The 15,647-nt window shown below is 64.5% G+C and carries 12 protein-coding genes; 6 read left to right on the top strand and 6 right to left on the bottom strand.

The features are described from left to right. Positions 1–55: 55 nt before the first annotated feature. Positions 56–1,690 (bottom strand): isocitrate lyase, encoded by a 1,635-nt coding sequence (locus tag I6F33_RS15540; protein WP_036013803.1) that lies wholly within the window; start codon positions 1,688–1,690, stop codon positions 56–58. A 228-nt stretch (positions 1,691–1,918) separates the two neighbouring features. Here I6F33_RS15540 and I6F33_RS15545 point away from each other — a divergent pair, with 228 nt between their 5' ends. After that, positions 1,919–3,364, top strand: coding sequence for a short-chain fatty acyl-CoA regulator family protein (locus I6F33_RS15545; protein ID WP_036013804.1), 1,446 nt, complete (start codon positions 1,919–1,921; stop codon positions 3,362–3,364). A 148-nt stretch (positions 3,365–3,512) separates the two neighbouring features. Here I6F33_RS15545 and I6F33_RS15550 read toward each other — a convergent pair whose 3' ends face one another. After that, the gene (locus I6F33_RS15550; protein WP_036013813.1) at positions 3,513–3,806 is read right to left on the bottom strand and encodes a hypothetical protein; all 294 of its coding nucleotides are present in this window, start codon (positions 3,804–3,806) and stop codon (positions 3,513–3,515) included. A 227-nt stretch (positions 3,807–4,033) separates the two neighbouring features. Here I6F33_RS15550 and I6F33_RS15555 point away from each other — a divergent pair, with 227 nt between their 5' ends. Together I6F33_RS15555 and I6F33_RS15560 are read left to right on the top strand one after the other, a co-directional pair. After that, positions 4,034–4,834 (top strand): hypothetical protein, encoded by an 801-nt coding sequence (locus tag I6F33_RS15555; protein WP_225143193.1) that lies wholly within the window; start codon positions 4,034–4,036, stop codon positions 4,832–4,834. 165 nt (positions 4,835–4,999) lie between these two features. Beyond that, a complete protein-coding gene (locus I6F33_RS15560) occupies positions 5,000–5,350 on the top strand; it encodes a hypothetical protein (protein WP_225143195.1) in 351 nt (116 codons plus the stop codon). Between the two features lie 418 nt (positions 5,351–5,768). Here I6F33_RS15560 and I6F33_RS38485 read toward each other — a convergent pair whose 3' ends face one another. The 3 genes from I6F33_RS38485 to htpX form a co-directional block, all read right to left on the bottom strand. After that, positions 5,769–6,161, bottom strand: a complete 393-nt coding sequence (locus tag I6F33_RS38485; RefSeq protein ID WP_346657205.1) for a DUF3551 domain-containing protein — start codon at positions 6,159–6,161, stop codon at positions 5,769–5,771. Positions 6,162–6,370: 209 nt separating this feature from the next. Then, the gene (locus tag I6F33_RS15570; RefSeq protein ID WP_192893321.1) at positions 6,371–7,012 is read right to left on the bottom strand and encodes a tetratricopeptide repeat protein; all 642 of its coding nucleotides are present in this window, start codon (positions 7,010–7,012) and stop codon (positions 6,371–6,373) included. A 135-nt stretch (positions 7,013–7,147) separates the two neighbouring features. Beyond that, complete coding sequence (gene htpX / locus I6F33_RS15575; RefSeq protein ID WP_225143197.1) at positions 7,148–8,086, bottom strand: zinc metalloprotease HtpX; 939 nt, start codon at positions 8,084–8,086, stop codon at positions 7,148–7,150. Between the two features lie 287 nt (positions 8,087–8,373). On the opposite strand from htpX, the gene I6F33_RS15580 reads away from it, so the two are divergent. Beyond that, a complete protein-coding gene (locus tag I6F33_RS15580; protein ID WP_225143199.1) occupies positions 8,374–9,720 on the top strand; it encodes an HlyD family secretion protein in 1,347 nt (448 codons plus the stop codon). Then, positions 9,717–11,657 (top strand): glycosyltransferase, encoded by a 1,941-nt coding sequence (locus I6F33_RS15585; protein WP_225143201.1) that lies wholly within the window; start codon positions 9,717–9,719, stop codon positions 11,655–11,657. Before I6F33_RS15580 ends, I6F33_RS15585 begins: the two co-directional genes overlap by 4 nt. 39 nt (positions 11,658–11,696) lie before the next feature. Here I6F33_RS15585 and I6F33_RS15590 read toward each other — a convergent pair whose 3' ends face one another. Next, positions 11,697–14,021, bottom strand: coding sequence for an AI-2E family transporter (locus I6F33_RS15590; RefSeq protein WP_225143203.1), 2,325 nt, complete (start codon positions 14,019–14,021; stop codon positions 11,697–11,699). A gap of 281 nt (positions 14,022–14,302) precedes the next feature. Between I6F33_RS15590 and I6F33_RS15595 the strand changes: the two genes are divergently transcribed. Next, entirely contained in the window at positions 14,303–15,598 is a 1,296-nt protein-coding gene (locus I6F33_RS15595) for a lytic murein transglycosylase (RefSeq protein ID WP_225138011.1), read from the top strand. Positions 15,599–15,647 lie beyond the last annotated feature (49 nt).

The raw sequence follows: 15,647 nt of genomic DNA on the forward strand, positions 1-15,647 counted from the left end.
AGGTGCGTGACCGGCCTGGACTCCAACCTGGCTTCCAGACCGGTCCGATCCGCCGTTAGCCGAACTGGTTCATCGTGTTGTGGACGCCGCCCGCCTTCAGCGCAGCTTCGCCCGCGAAGTACTCCTTGTGGTCGTCGCCGATGTCGGAGCCGGCCATGTTCTGGTGCTTCACGCAGGCGATGCCCTGACGGATCTCGGCGCGCTGGACGTTCTTGACGTAGCCCAGCATGCCCTGCTCGCCGAAATACTCGCGGGCGAGATTGTCGGTCGAGAGCGCGGCCGTGTGATAGGTCGGCAGCGTGATCAGGTGGTGGAAGATGCCGGCGCGCTTGGCCGAATCCGCCTGGAAGGTACGGATGCGCTCGTCGGCTTCCTTCGCCAGCGGCGTGTCGTCGTACTCCGCCTTCATCAGCTCGGCACGGTTGTACTTGCTGACGTCCTGGCCCGCTTCCTTCATCGCGTCGTAGACCTGCCAACGGAAGTTGAGGGTCCAGTTGAACGACGGCGAGTTGTTGTAGGCGAGCTTGGCGTTCGGCACCACCTTGCGGATGCGGTCGACCATGCTGGCGATCTGCTCGATATGCGGCTTCTCGGTCTCGATCCAGAGCAGGTCGGCGCCGTTCTGCAGCGAGGTGATGCAATCGAGCACGCAGCGGTCTGCACCGGTGCCGGGGCGGAACTGGTAGAGGTTGGAGGGCAGCCGCTTCGGACGCATCAGCTTGCCGTTGCGGTTGATGATGACGTCGCCGTTCTTGGCGTTCTCCGCGGTGATTTCCTCGCAATCGAGGAAGCTGTTGTACTGGTCGCCGATGTCGCCGGGCTTGTGGCTGACCGCGATCTGCTGCGTCAGGCCGGCGCCGAGCGAGTCGGTGCGGGTCACGACGATGCCGTCTTCGACGCCGAGCTCGAGGAAGGCGTGGCGGCAGGCGCGGATCTTCGCCAGGAAGACGTCATGCGGCACCGTGACCTTGCCGTCCTGGTGGCCGCACTGCTTCTCGTCGGAGACCTGGTTCTCGATCTGAAGCGCGCAGGCGCCCGCCTCGATCATCTTCTTGGCGAGCAGATAGGTCGCCTCCGCGTTGCCGAAGCCGGCATCGATGTCGGCGATGACGGGGACGACATGGGTCTGGAAGTTGTCGATCTTCTCGATCAGCTCCTTCTCGCGAGTCTTGTCGCCTTCCTTGCGCGCCTTGTCGAGCAGACGGAAGATGTCGTTGAGCTCGCGCGAATCGGCCTGACGCAGGAAGGTGTAGAGCTCCTCGATCAGCGCCGGCACCGCGGTCTTCTCGTGCATGGACTGGTCGGGCAGCGGACCGAATTCGGAGCGCAGCGCCGCGATCATCCAGCCGGAGAGATAGAGGTAGGTGCGGTCGGTCTTGCCGCCGAAATGCTTCTTGACCGAGATCAGCTTCTGCTGGGCGATGAAGCCGTGCCAGCAGCCCAGCGACTGGGTGTACTTGGTGGGATCCTTGTCATAGGCGGCCATGTCGGCGCGCATCACGGCCGCGGTGTAGCGGGCGATGTCGAGGCCGGTCTTGAAACGGTTCTGCAGGCGCATGCGCGCGACGGCCTCGGCCGACACGCCGTTCCAGGTCGGCTGGGTCTCGAGGAGCGCCTGAGCCGCCTTGACTTCGTCCTGATACGAGGACGGACCCTGGAGGGTGCTGATACCGCGGGGCTGGTAATTCATGTGCCTGATCCTTTCGCTGACGATGGCGACGCAGCCATCGACATTCTTGACAATGCATTGCGAGATGCGTGTCAGAAGCTAAACGCGAAAAGGAAAAGTTCGTACAGATGGCTTGTTTTTTATTGGTGATGTCATGTAACATCTGAACGTGTAATACATGTCACTTTGTAAAATTTGTAAATAATAGGTCAACTGTTCTGACCTTGATTGAGTCTGGAGGCCTGAGACATGCCCGCCGATTCCGGCAAGAAACTCTTCGTCGGCCCGCGCTTCCGGCGAATCCGGCAGCAATTGGGGCTGTCGCAGACCCAGATCGCCGAGGGGCTCGGGATCTCGCCCAGCTATGTCAACCTGATCGAGCGCAACCAGCGCCCGGTCACGGCGCAGATCCTGCTGCGGCTGGCCGAGACCTATGACCTTGACCTGCGCGATCTCGCCACCGCGGACGAGGACCGCTTCTTCGCCGAGCTGAACGAGATCTTCTCCGATCCCCTGTTCCGGCAGATCGACGTGCCCAAGCAGGAGCTGCGCGACCTCGCCGAGCTCTGCCCCGGCGTCACCCATGCGCTGCAGCGGCTCTACGCGGCCTATACCGAGGCGCGTCAGGGCGAGACCCTGGCCGCGGCGCAGATGGCCGACCGCGACGTCGGCACGCGCTTTGAAGCCAATCCGGTCGAGCGCGTGCGTGAGCTGATCGAGGCCAACCGCAACTATTTTCCGGAGCTGGAGCAGGCGGCGGAAAATCTGCGCGACGAGTTGAACGAGCCCGCCGAAGGGCTGTATGCCGCGCTAATAACGCGCTTGCGCGAGAAGCACTCGATCCAGACCCGCATCATGCCGGTCGACGTGATGCGCGAGACGCTCCGCCGATTCGACCGCCACCGCCGGCAGCTGCTGATCTCGGAGCTGGTCGATCCGCCCGGCCGCGCATTCCAGCTCGCCTTCCAGCTGGGCCTGGCGGAATGCGCGCAGGCGCTGGAGACCATCATCGGCCGGGCCGGCCCGCTGGACGATGCGCCGCGGCGGCTGTTCCGGATCACGCTCGGCAATTACTTCGCGGCCGCCGTGATGATGCCCTACCCGGCGTTCCTCGCGGCCGCCGAAGCGCTGAACTACGACATCCACGTGCTGGCACAGCGCTTCAATTCCGGCTTCGAGCAGGTCTGCCACCGCCTCACCACGCTGCAGCGACCGAATGCGCGCGGCATTCCGTTCTTCCTCTTGCGCGTCGACAATGCCGGCAACGTCTCCAAGCGTTTCTCCTCCGGCACCTTCCCGTTCTCGAAATTCGGCGGCACGTGTCCGCTCTGGAATGTGCATTCGACCTTCGACACGCCGGATCGCCTGCTCAAGCAGGTGATCGAGCTGCCCGACGGCACGCGCTATTTCTCGATCGCGCAGATGGTGCGCCGCCCCGTGGCGCCGCATCCGCTGCCGCAGCCGCGCTTTGCCATCGGCCTCGGCTGCGAGATCCGCCACGCCGCCCGCCTGACCTACGCCACCGGCATGGACCTGGAGAAGGCCGAGGGCACCCCGATCGGCGTCAACTGTCGCCTCTGCGAGCGCGAGAACTGCGCCCAGCGCGCCGAGCCGCCGATCACGCGCACGTTGATCCTGGACGAGACGACGCGGCGGGTGTCGAGCTTTGCGTTCTCGAATGCAAGGGAGTTGTGAGGCACACACTCTCTCTTCCGTCATGGCCGGGCTTGACCCGGCCATCCACGCGCTTCCGCATACGCAGAAAGAAGGGGATGCCCGGGTCAAGCCAGGGCATAACGACCAAGTGTGTGGTCGCCGCTCCGGTCATCAATAGCGCGCGCCCTCACGCCAGCGTATGCACGATCACCGGTCCCGCCACGGCGCGGGCGTCGCCGGCGAGCAGCGGGCCGAGATCCTTCTCGATCCAGGCGATGGCGCGCTTGTTGGCTTCCTCCGCCTGCTCGAACTTGTCGAAGATCGAGATCGCGGTGACCGTGTCGTCGCCGCCATAGACGACGTAATAGGCGCGGAAACCGTCGACGTCGCTGATGATGGGAACGGCGCCGTCCTTGATGCGGCGCGTCAGCTCTTCCGCGCTCCCGCTTTTTGCCTTGGCCTGACGGATGGCGGCATACATGGCATCCTCCCCTTCCGGCTATGATGTGAGGGCCTCGAGCCCGGGCGGATGTTACGCCGAAGCGCGCAGCCGATCCACGCTTGGTTAACCCGACCCTAATCCGCCCGCGCGATCTGCAACCAACGGTTAAGCACGCCTCAACATCAGTGCCTTAGTCTCGCCGCACTCACTTTTCGCAAACAAGGGCGGCCTAATCTGCCGGGCGAAGTGACATCAGGGGGTTCACCATGCGCATTGCGTTGCTGCTGACCGCGACCATCGTCGGCGCGCTATTCGCCAGTCCAACCATCGCCGGGTCGCTCGATGCCGGCGCGGCGCAGCCGCTGCCGCCGGGCTTCCAGAGCTACCGCGACTACATGTTCGACATCTCCGAGAACCGCGACCGCAAGGACGTCGACAAGCTCACCGAGAACCTGAAGAGCCAGATCGACGTCGTCGAAGGCGTCGGCCTCTCCCCGCGCGTGCTGCGCTTCTTCCACACCGTTCCGATCGTCGCGAGCGAACTCGCCTGCCTCGACGAAGGCGCCGCCACCGCCTGCTACGGCCGGGTCACGCCGGACATGCAGCGCACCGCGCCCCGGACCCTGACGGTCTGGGACCCCGCCAAGCAGCGCTGGACCAATCCCAATGCCGTCGACCTCGCGGTCGATTCGGGCCTCGGCGTGATCATGCTGCGGCCGGACATGATGCGCTACGAGAAGGAGGCCGTGCTGCTGCACGAGATGCTGCACGCCTTCCACGCGCGGCTGCTGCCGGACGGCTACGCCAACAAGGGCGTGATCACCTACTACGCCCTCGCCAAGTCCAAAGACCTCTTGCCCAAGGAATCCTATGCGATGAAGAATCCCATGGAGTTCTTTGCGGTGACCGCCAGCATCTTCCTGGCCGGCAAGAGCGAATTCCACGATCCGAAGTCGCGCGAGGCGCTTAAGGAGAAGATGCCGGACTATTACAAATATCTGGTCGGCGTGTTCGGCTTCGACCCCGAGCCGGCGGCCTCGAACGGCCCGGTCGCCTCGCTGAAATGAGCGGACGGCGCCAAGCCAAGCCAAAGAGCCGCGCGAACAGCGCGGCTTTTTTGTTTCGCGCGCTCGGTAAGCTGCGGATGACGCACAGCCGGGAATTGCCAAGCCGGGGTCCGATCTGCATAGTCCCGCCCGCATCGATACCGTTTTCGAAGGGGATGAGAGACCATGGCGGAAGCCGACCTGGATGTCGTGATCCGGCAACTGGCCAGACAGCTGCATACGGGCCTGATGACCCGTGCCAAGGAGCGGCGGGATCGCTTCAACAGCCTTGCGGTCAAGGCCAAGGGCAAGGAGACCGGCGAGCGCTTCAAGATGATGGCCAAGGCCACCATGGAGCAGGCGACTGCAGCCGCCAAGCGCCTGCAGATGTCCGCCGATAACGTCGCCGACAGCTACGCGCGGTCGATGCGCCTCGCCGCCAGCACACCTGTTACGGTGAAAGCGGAGAAGAAGGCAAAGGACGAGAAGCCGGCGAAGAAGGCCGCAAAGAAAGCCAAAGCGAAAAAAAAGACGTAGTCGTTGCACCCAGGGCTATCGCATATGACTTGCGGCGGCGGCCTGCGCACGCGCCTCGTCCTTCGAGACGGCGCTGACGCGCCTCCTCAGGATGAGGCTAATCAGCATCGGTGCTCGTTGAAACTGCTGCCGCGCATCCCGCCCTCATCCTGAGGAGCCCGCCAAAGCGGGCGTCTCGAAGGATGGCCGCAAGGAAAAACTCCCAAATGCGATAGCCCTGCCGTTGAACCGATCGCCGCTACGGGATTGGCGATCTGGAGGCTCGCCGGCCTGTCTCCCAATTATCTCCGGCTTGATCGGATCGCCGCGTTGCGCGTTTGCGACGCGCTCCCTCGCGGCCGCCGCAATCGGGCCGACCGCGACCTCAACGATTCCTCCGCCCCAGGCATGGGCTGGTCGAACAGTCGAGCGACATCCCTCACATGTATTGCCTCACACTTTGGAGAAAGCGCTCTTTCTCGCCAGGCGCGTAACCTTGGGATGCCCCATAATAGGGTTCATTGAAGTGATTATAGGGTACCGCCCGGTACTGGACCGGCGGCCTCGGTGGCGCGTAGGTCTGGCGATGATGCCGCCGAGCGTTTCCTCTCGCCGGAGGACCGGCGTAGTAGGGATTGAGGACGCACATCTGGCCGTTTGCCGACGCCCTGCATTGGTCCATCGTCGTGAAGCTGCATCGGTAGTATGGCGTCATTCCGCGAGAAATGACGTTCAAGCAAACGGGATAAGCCGGGTCATATTTTTGGGCTCGAGCCTGCCCCGCTGTCAGAGCGATACTCAGGGTCAGAATCGTCAAAGCCGATTTGCACATTGGAAGCTCCTCCAGGGGCGCACGACATGGATGCACTCTGGACCCTGCCAGTATTGATCCAACTCAATACTAGTTGAATTGGTTCATACGCGCAGCAGACAGCCGCGACAGTCTCGCTTTCCGCATCTCTCACCGATCTCGCCGCTATGCGGCAAGCCACCTGTCCTAAAGACGTGAGAGGGTGCCGCCGCAAATGCCGCGCCAGATCCTCATCTTCGCGGCGCGGCCACCAGTGTCGGCTCGGCGCTGGCGAGTTCCGCGAGCTTGGCGCGCGCGGCCTCTCGCGCGCGACCGTCCTTGCCGGCGGGCAGCGCCAGCGCGGCCTCGAAATCGGCGCGGGCGTCGTCCGTCTGGCCGCGGGCGAGGAACGCAAGGCCGCGGTCGAGACGGGCCTGCGCATCGGTGGGGTCGAGGCGGACCGCCGTGCTGTAGCTCAGGATGGCGCGGTCGAGATCGCCCATTGCGGCGAGCGCGAGACCGCGCTGGTGATAAGGTGCCGCGCGCTTGGGATCGTGCGCGATCGCCTCGTCGTAATCCGCAATGGCAAGCTCGAAGTCGCCGTTCTGCCGGCGCGCCAGCGCCCGGTCGCGATAGAGCGAAGCGCGGTTGGGATTGAGGTGAATGGCCTCGTCGAAATCGGCGATCGCCCGCTTGAAGTCGCCGTGACGCAGCGCGATCCGTCCACGTCCCGCATAGGCGAAGGCGATCAGCGAGCCGCGCAGCGGCGAGAAGCCGATCACGGCCGAGCAGATGTCGGGATCATCCTCGTCGCCGCAATTGACGACCATGTGCGTGGACAAGCCGACGAGCACGCAAAGGACGATCAGCAATGGTACGGCAATTCTGGTCATCTTCGACGGTGGCCGGCAGCGCGTCAGCCACCCATCCCCTTTCGAAGGAATGGTCACGCCGAGGAGTTAACACTGGTCGCGGACCCCCCTGTGTGCGCCAGATCACAAAGCCAGACGCAATCCTTGCCGGCTCCGTCAGCCCCAGGGACTACGACGTGAGGAGGAGCGGCCCCACGGCCCGCGCGGTGGATAGTTCTCGTTGGCGCCGACCGACGGCGCCGCGCGCGCGCCGAGCTCGGCCGCCAGTTGCTGGAGCGCGGCGACGCGGTTCTGCGTCGAGGGGTGGGTGGCGAACAGGTTGTCCACCCCATGGCCCGACAGCGGATTGATGATGAACATGTGCGCGGTCGCAGGGTTTCGCTCGGCCTCGTAGTTCGGGACCTGGTGCGCAGCGCCCTCGATCTTCACCAGCGCAGAGGCCAGCCACATCGGCTGTCCCACGATGCGCGCACCGAGATTGTCGGCGGCATATTCGCGGGTCCGGCTGATCGCCATCTGCACCAGCATGGCACCGAGCGGAGCGAGGATCATCAACAGGATCGAGCCGATGATGCCCGGACCGCTGTTGTTGTCGCGATTGCCGCCAAAGAACATGCCGAACTGCGCCAGCATCGAGATCGCACCGGCGATGGTCGCGGTGATCGTCATCAGCAGCGTGTCGTGATGCTTGATGTGCGCGAGCTCGTGCGCAATCACACCGGCGAGCTCCTCGCGGCTGAGCTGGTTCATCAGACCGGTGGTGACGGCGACCGCGGCGTTTTCCGGATTGCGGCCGGTGGCGAACGCGTTGGGCTGGAGCTCATCCATCACGAACACGCGCGGCATCGGCAGGCCGGCACGGCCCGCAAGCTCGGCGACGAGGCCGACCAGCTCCGGCGCGGTCGAACGATCGACCTCATGGGCGCCGTACATCGACAGCACCATGCGGTCGGAGTTCCAGTAGGTGAAGAGGTTGGTTGCGGCGGCAATGACGAGCGCGATCATGGCGCCCGAGGCGCCTCCGATCAGATAGCCGACGCCCATGAACAGGGCGGTCAGGCCAGCGAGCAGCATTGCGGTACGAAAATAGTTCATGGCCGTCTCCTGGGGCGGCCGCGGGCGAACCTCTGGCCGGCACCTTCGAAGTATGAATGCGGCCGCCGGCTGCAAGGTTCGTGCGTCGTGGAGCCGCAGACGCTAGCGGCGCCAGCCAGCCTTTCCGCCGCCACTAAAGCTTGACCGGGATTTGCGCAAAAACACACGCAGAGGCTTAGCAACCTGGAAAGCGCAATTTCCGCATAACTCGCGGTAACCGGGCACGCGGCATTGGCCTTGTGCATTGACCGGGTTCCCGTTGGCCTCCCGTCAGCAAGGTGACCGCCATGGTAGACCGCTCGAGCGCCGCCTCCGTCGCCCCCTCATCCGCCCCCTCTCCTCACGACGCCAGAACTGATGCGAAGGGTTTGCAAGACTCCCTGCACGAGCACCTCTTCACCAATGACGAGTCCGACCATGCTTCCACGACGAAGAGCGGGCAAGAATCGGGGCGCCGCTGGCCGTATCTGCGGCGCGGCGCCAAGGTCGCGATCGGGCTCGCCATCGTCGCCGTGTTCGGCTGGCTGCCGCTGCGGGCGATCTGGGAAAATTCGAGCGTCGAAGCCGTGCTGAATTCCCGCCTCGTCACCTTGCGGACTCCGATCGGTGGCCGCGTCGCAGCCGCCCAGCGCGTCACTGACCAGGCCAAGCTCGAAGCCGGGACCGTCGTCCTGCGCGTCTTCAACTCGCGCGGCGATCGCACCCGGCTCGACGATCTCCGGCGGCAGAAATCGCGCCTGGAGAATGAACGGCCGAGCCTTGCGGCGAAGCTCGCTTCGGCGCAGGCGGCACAAAAGGATCTGGCGCGGCAGGCCGCGCTATTTCGCGACGGACGCGTGCTCCAGCTCGAGGCCCGCATCGCGGAGATCCAGACCTCGATCGAGGCTGCGGCGGCGCGGCGGGACGAGGCCAGTGCCGCCGTCGAGCGCGCCTCCTCGCTGGCAAAATCGGGCAATGTCTCGACCGTCGAACTGGCACGTCTGACGCGCGAGCTCTCGGTGTCGCAACAGACCGAGCTCGGTGCGCGCAAGCGGCTGGACGCGGCCAAGGTCGAGCTCGCCGCGGCACGGAACGGATCCTTCCTCGGCGACAGCTACAACGACCGGCCAAGCTCGGTTCAGCGCGAGGAAGAGATGCGCCAGCGTGCCGGCGACCTCGAGGCCGATCTCGCGCGCACCGACACGGAGATCGCCTGGCTCGCCAACGAGATCATCGTCGAGGAGGTTCGGTTCGCGGATCTCACCGAAGCCAACATTACGACACCCGTCGCAGGCCGCGTCTGGGAAATGATGACATCGCCGGGCGAGGACGTGCAGGCAGGCCAGCCGTTGCTCAAAGTGCTCGATTGCAGCGGCGCCGTGATCACCGCCAATGTCACCGAGAACGTCTACAACCGCCTGCAGCTCGGCGACCACGCGACGTTCGAGCCCAATGACGGCGGCGAGCCGATCTCCGGCACCGTGGTCAACCTGACCGGCGCTGCCGGTGCGCCGGCCAATCTCGCCATCAATCCGGATGCGCTGAGCAAGGAGCCCTATCGTGTGACCGTGGCCTCGCGCGATGCCGCAGCTCGCGCCTGCACGGTCGGCCGCACCGGCCGCGTGGTGTTTGCGCGGCACGAGACCGCACCGTGACGGCGGCGCTGACGCCCGGCCTGATCGCGCTCGGCGCCTTCATGGCGATCGTACCGCTGCTGAGGCGCGACAGCACGATGGCACGCTCGTTCCTGGCCATTGTCTCGGTGACCTTGCTGCTGCGCTATCTCTATTGGCGGATCATGTCGACGCTTCCGCCGCCGCGCCTGACCGTCGATGCCGTGATCGGCTACCCCTTCATGCTGCTGGAGGCGGCCTCGCTCGTCGCGGTCGCGTTGTCGCTGCTATTCCTGAGCCGGACGCGCGACCGCACCGGCGCGGCGAAGGTCGACGGCCGCACCACCGATCCGGGCGCACCGCTGATCGACGTCTTCATCTGCACCTACAACGAGGAACGAGGGATCCTCGAGCGTACGATCATCGGCGCGACGGGCATGGACTACGGCAATTACCGCGTCTGGGTGCTCGACGACGGAAGGCGGCCCTGGCTGCGGCGGCTGTCCGGCGAGCTCGGCTGCCACTATCTGACGCGGCCCGACAACCAGCACGCCAAAGCAGGCAACATCAATCACGCACTGAGGCATGTGGGGGCGCTGCCGGAGCGGCCGCAGTTCGTCGCCATTCTCGATGCGGACTTCGTGCCGCGGCCCGATTTCCTTGCGCGCACCGTCTCGCTCATGGACGATGCGTCGGTCGGCGTGGTCCAGACCCCGCAGCACTTCATCAATCCCGACCCGATCCAGACCAACCTCGCCGCGACCGACGTCTGGCCCGACGAGCAGCGCTTCTTCTTCGACATCCTGATGCCGGCCAAGGACGCCTGGGGCGTCGCGTTCTGCTGCGGCACCTCCTCCCTCATCCGCTATTCCGGACTGATGCGGATCGGCGGCTTTCCGACCGATTCGGTGACGGAGGACTATCTCGTCACGCTGCGCCTCAAGGAACGCGGACTCAATACGATCTATCTCAACGAGCGCCTGACGATCGGGCTCGCGCCGGAAGGGCTGAAGGAATACATCACCCAGCGCGCCCGCTGGTGCCTCGGCTTGATGCAGATCGTGCGCGGCCGCAGCGGACCGCTCTCGCGGGACTCGAAGCTGCCCTTCATCGACCGCCTCTCGCTAGCCGACGCCTTCATGAGCTGGTCCGCGGTCTACACCTCGAAAGTGGCGGGCCTTGTGGTGCCCTGGCTGTTCCTGCTGTTCGGCATCCAGGCGGTGCGGGCTGATCTGAGCGAGCTGTTGCGGGTCTTTCTGCCCTTCTATGTCTGGAACGGCCTCAGCATGGCCTGGCTTTCGCGCGGCCGCTCGCTCGCAATGATGACGGATGTCTCCCAACTGATTGCCGCGCCTGCCGTGCTCAAGGCGGTGGCGACCGGCCTGTTGAAGCCGAAGGGACACAAGTTCAAGGTCACCGCGAAAGGCGGCGACCGCGACCGACGCTTCGTCGAATGGCCGCTGCTGCGCATCTACGGCTGCGCACTTTTCATCACGCTCGCATCCATCGCTTATGCCTTCATCCTGCAGCAGCGCGGCGAGAACATCGCCTATGGCGGACTGGCGCTGGCCTGGAGCTTCTACAACGCGTTCATCCTCACCGTGGTCTGCTTCGTCTGCATCGAGCAGCCGCGCAAGCGCAAGGCGGAGCGCTTCAATCGCAACGAGCCGGTGCTGCTGCGCCAGGACGGCAGGTCGCATCTGGCGCGGCTCGCCGATATCTCCATCACCGGTGCGCGGCTAATCGATCCCGATCCGCCGGCGCCTGGGAGCACGATCGAGTGCCAGATCTACGGCCGCTCGATCGCGGCCATCGTGGTGCGGCGGACCATTGATGGATTTGCCGTGCGGTTCGCGGAAGGCATGGACACGCGCGTGCATGCAATCAGGGCGTTCTATGCCGGCGAATATGTTCGGGCCTATCGGGGCGTCAGGGCGCTCCCTGTCGGTAAGGCGCTGCTGATGCGGCTGTTCGGCTAGCGCCACGCACTGTTAGCGGCAAGGTCGGCTTCCTCTCCGCTAGGGGGCGGGATGCACCTCTCTCGAGCCATCCGACTCGACGCCTGTGGCCACTCGAGCGCTCTGGATATCGATCATCAATTGCTTCGCCATCTCCTGCAGGCGGTCACGATCCCGGTCGGTGAACTCCCGCGGCTGAGTATCGATCACACAAAGGCAGCCTACAACATGACCGGATGAAGTCCGGAGCGGGACCCCCGCGTAGAAGCGAATGCCTCGCTCCAGCACATGCGGATCGTCGGCGAAGCGCGGGTCTTCGGTCACATCCTCCGAAACCAGCATATCGCCTGCAGCGATCACATGCGCGTCGAGGGAGCCCTCGTGATTGCTCGGCAGACCTGCTTGAACTTCTTGGGCGCGGGCTTCAGCGGCGGTTAGCTGAATATTATCGACCAATGTCACCAGCGCGATCGGAACGTTGAACGCTTGCGCGACCTTTCTGGACGCCTCATCCAGGTCCTGGCGTTTCGAGGCGTCCAAGCCAAGTCCGCGCAGCGCGGCGAGCTGCGCACGTTCGGCGTCGGCCGTGAGCTGGGGCGTATCGCCGAGAGCTGCCGCGCGACCGACCCATGCTTCAACCTGCTCGACGCATGCTTGGAGAGAGGCGAATGCCGCGTCGGCCGCCATCTGGGTCTTGAGCTCTCCCGTCTGTTCCGTTCCGGCAATCAAATTCCAGCAGCAGGCGGCAAGCTTCACCTGTGGAGCCCGACGGCGCAGGCGACGAAAGACATAGCGGGCGTAGACCTGCGGCTGCGGGTGAAAGTAGGACAGGCACACCACGTCGACCCCCTGGAGATCGAGTTGCTCCAATGCTCCCCGACTGACCGCGATCGGCGGCAAGACCTTGGCGCCGATGGTGCGTTCCTCGAGCACCTGCGCGAGCATCTCCGCCGCTGCATGATCGAGCTCCGTGCGTCCAGCGAGACAGAGGACGCATGGTCGCTGCGCAGTGTGATTTCCCTCGTCCACTGCATTCGCTTTTTCGCGGATATGGTCATCAACCTCCCGGACAACCGAGATAGCCGTATCCGCAACGAGACGCCGGTAATTGGTGTCGATGCTGCTGCGCTGACGATCATTCTCCGCCAGGCGCAGCGCCGGAATTCCAACGTTGTCGTACAGCTCACGTGAGGAACACTCGTCGACATAGTTCTCGGCGAACTCAACCGCCTCCTCCAGGTTGCCAGCCAATAACCGCTGGTAGAGTTGCTCCTCCGGCGCGAGCACAGGGTCGCTGCCGAGCAGAACGCCCAAGAACTCCAACTGCGGGACGTAGCGCCCCATGACGACGAGGCAGACGGTCAAAGGTGTCGCCAGAAACAGCCCGACGGGTCCCCACAGCATCGTCCAGAAGATCGCGGCGATGATAATTGCGAGGGACGACAGCCCGGTGCTGGATCCGTAAAGCCAAGGCTCGACAACATTGTTGCTGACGAGTTCAGCCGTAACGAACAAACCGACGACCCAGAACAGCATCGTCCAGCCGGGATCGACGGCGATGGCCAGGGCAACGGGAAATATAGCAGCCAGGAAAGGACCGAGGTAGGGAATGAATCGAAGTACCGCTGCGAGCAAGCCCCAAAGAATCGCGTTCGGCACGCCAACAAAGTAGAGTGCAACACCGATCGGCACGCCGTAAGTCAGATTGACAACAAGCTGCATCAGCAGATAGCGGCTGACCCGCGAGGCAGCATCGTTGATGGCCTGAGTACTCTTCTGAAGGTCACCGGCTCCGGCTAACTTGATGAATCGGTCGCGCAGGTCTTCGCGCTCGAGCAGCACGAAGATCACGAAAATGACGACCAGCCCGGAAGTCGCAAGCGGCGCCAGCAATGGACCTATGACCGATCGAATGAGCTCCAGCGGTCTCGGCTGTGGCGGCTCCACCCGCACGGTGACAGGCTCCCGACTCTCACTGCCGGTGCCAGGCCGGGAGGATGCAGCCGCCGACTTTTTCTCATCTCCCGAGATCTCTCTGCCGAGATCCTGCATCGTCGTGGTGACGGCGTCGACGACCCCACCGCCCGGCGCGGAGCTTTGCAACGAGCGGATCTTCTCGGTGATGGTGGTCTGATAATTGGGAAGGTTGCTGGCGAGCTGGACCAGTTGGCGCCCAACGACCAAGGCGACCCCTGCGACGACGATGAAGGCAATGGAAACGGCAATTAGCACCGCTGCAATGCGGGGCACTTTCCAACGTCTCAGCCAATTGACCAAGGGCGTGAGAACGAAGCTCAGCAGGATCGCAAGGGCAAAGGGAACGAAGATTTCCCGGCCGAGATAGAGGGCTCCGATGGCTAGGACGATGCCGCCGGCCGTGAGCATGGGCGAGGTTGCGGCTCGCACGGCCGGTGTTCGTTGCGTCGACGCCGGAGGCAACTCGGCCACAGAACGAGCCTTTCCGTAACGGGTTCGACAGGTCAACCCCGATTCGGCGGGATTGATCCAACCGAGCCAATCGCTTGATTTCTGAATACATGCCCCTGCGCACCAAGGCGGGCGACCTATCGTCCTCCAGATCAGGTGCAGGGTGGGGATGGCCTGGGGCGGCCGCTTCCCCTAAACTTCGGCCGAATCCACGCCTGCCCTTCCCCGCCGGAACCCCCATGGTCCAGACCCGATTTCCGATCGCGGCCCTCGCGCTTATCGCATGCACGGCCACGGCATCCGCCCAAATGCTTCCGCCTCCTGCCAAGCCCGCAGTGCCGAAGGCCGCCTCGCCGCGCGGGGCCTCGTGCCACAATGGCGCGAGCTTCGATCGCTTCCTGACCGAGGTGAAGCAACAGGCGGTGGCCGCCGGCGTGTCGCAGCGCACGATCGCGGAGGCATCGCCCTATCTCGTCTACGACCAGGGCATCGTCAACCGCGACCGCGGCCAGCGCGTGTTCGGACAGCTCTTCACCGAATTCGCCGGCCGCATGGCCGCGGCCTATCGCATGCAGAACGGGCAGCAGCACATCAAGCAATACGCCGCGGCGTTTGCGCGCGCGGAAAAGGAATACGGCGTGCCGCCCGCGGTGATCGCCGCGTTCTGGGGCCTCGAGAGCGATTTCGGCGCCAACATGGGCAATTTGCCGACGCTGAAATCGCTGGTGTCGCTCGCCTATGATTGCCGCCGTTCGGAGATGTTCGTGAACGAGACCATCGCGGCGCTGAAGATCATCGACCGCGGCGATCTGCATCCCGACGAGATGATCGGCTCCTGGGCCGGCGAGCTCGGCCAGACCCAATTCCTGCCCGTGCACTACGTCAACTACGCGGTCGACTTTGACGGCGACGGACGGCGCGACCTGTTGCGCTCGCCGGCCGACGTGATCGGCTCGACCGCGAACTACATCGCAAACGGATTGAAGTGGCGGCGCGGCGAGCCGTGGCTGGAGGAGATCAAGGTGCCGCCGAACCTGCCGTGGGAAAAGACCGATCTCACGGTACGCGAGCCGCGCTCGACATGGGCGCAACTCGGCGTCACCTATCCCGACGGCCGGCCCTTGCCGAACGACAATCTCGCAGCCTCCGTGCTGCTGCCGATGGGACGCTTCGGGCCGGCCTTCATGGCCTATCCGAATTTCGCGGCTTACACCGAGTGGAACAACTCGCTGATCTACGCGACCACCGCGGGCTATCTCGCCTCGCGCATCGCCGGGGCGGCGCCGATGCGCAAGCCGGCTGCGCCGGTCGCGCAGCTGCCGTTCAACGAGCTCAAGGAATTGCAGCAGCTGCTGGTGCGCGCCGGCTTCAACGTCGGCAAGGTCGACGGTGTGCTGGGGCAGCAGAGCCGCGCCGCGGTGAAGGCGACGCAGATCAAGTACGGCCTGCCGGCGGATTCCTGGCCGACCGCCGAGCTGCTTGCGCGCATGCGCGGCGGCACGGCGCAGGTCCTGCCCCAGACGACGGTGCGGTAGAATTTTCGCATCGCACAAGCGGCTTTCCGCGATTGCAATTTTCCATGAG

The organism is Bradyrhizobium sp. BRP20, from assembly GCF_020194215.1.
GTDB lineage: Bacteria > Pseudomonadota > Alphaproteobacteria > Rhizobiales > Xanthobacteraceae > Bradyrhizobium > Bradyrhizobium yuanmingense.

What these genes read in the sequence shown, in the direction of transcription:
- I6F33_RS15540 (WP_036013803.1), bottom strand. Translation starts at nt 1,690, where the DNA reads ATGAATTACCAGCCCCGCGGTATCAGCACCCTCCAGGGTCCGTCCTCG.
- I6F33_RS15545 (WP_036013804.1), top strand. Translation starts at nt 1,919, where the DNA reads ATGCCCGCCGATTCCGGCAAGAAACTCTTCGTCGGCCCGCGCTTCCGG.
- I6F33_RS15550 (WP_036013813.1), bottom strand. Translation starts at nt 3,806, where the DNA reads ATGTATGCCGCCATCCGTCAGGCCAAGGCAAAAAGCGGGAGCGCGGAA.
- I6F33_RS15555 (WP_225143193.1), top strand. Translation starts at nt 4,034, where the DNA reads ATGCGCATTGCGTTGCTGCTGACCGCGACCATCGTCGGCGCGCTATTC.
- I6F33_RS15560 (WP_225143195.1), top strand. Translation starts at nt 5,000, where the DNA reads ATGGCGGAAGCCGACCTGGATGTCGTGATCCGGCAACTGGCCAGACAG.
- I6F33_RS38485 (WP_346657205.1), bottom strand. Translation starts at nt 6,161, where the DNA reads ATGTGCAAATCGGCTTTGACGATTCTGACCCTGAGTATCGCTCTGACA.
- I6F33_RS15570 (WP_192893321.1), bottom strand. Translation starts at nt 7,012, where the DNA reads ATGACCAGAATTGCCGTACCATTGCTGATCGTCCTTTGCGTGCTCGTC.
- htpX (WP_225143197.1), bottom strand. Translation starts at nt 8,086, where the DNA reads ATGAACTATTTTCGTACCGCAATGCTGCTCGCTGGCCTGACCGCCCTG.
- I6F33_RS15580 (WP_225143199.1), top strand. Translation starts at nt 8,374, where the DNA reads ATGGTAGACCGCTCGAGCGCCGCCTCCGTCGCCCCCTCATCCGCCCCC.
- I6F33_RS15590 (WP_225143203.1), bottom strand. Translation starts at nt 14,021, where the DNA reads ATGCTCACGGCCGGCGGCATCGTCCTAGCCATCGGAGCCCTCTATCTC.
- I6F33_RS15595 (WP_225138011.1), top strand. Translation starts at nt 14,303, where the DNA reads ATGGTCCAGACCCGATTTCCGATCGCGGCCCTCGCGCTTATCGCATGC.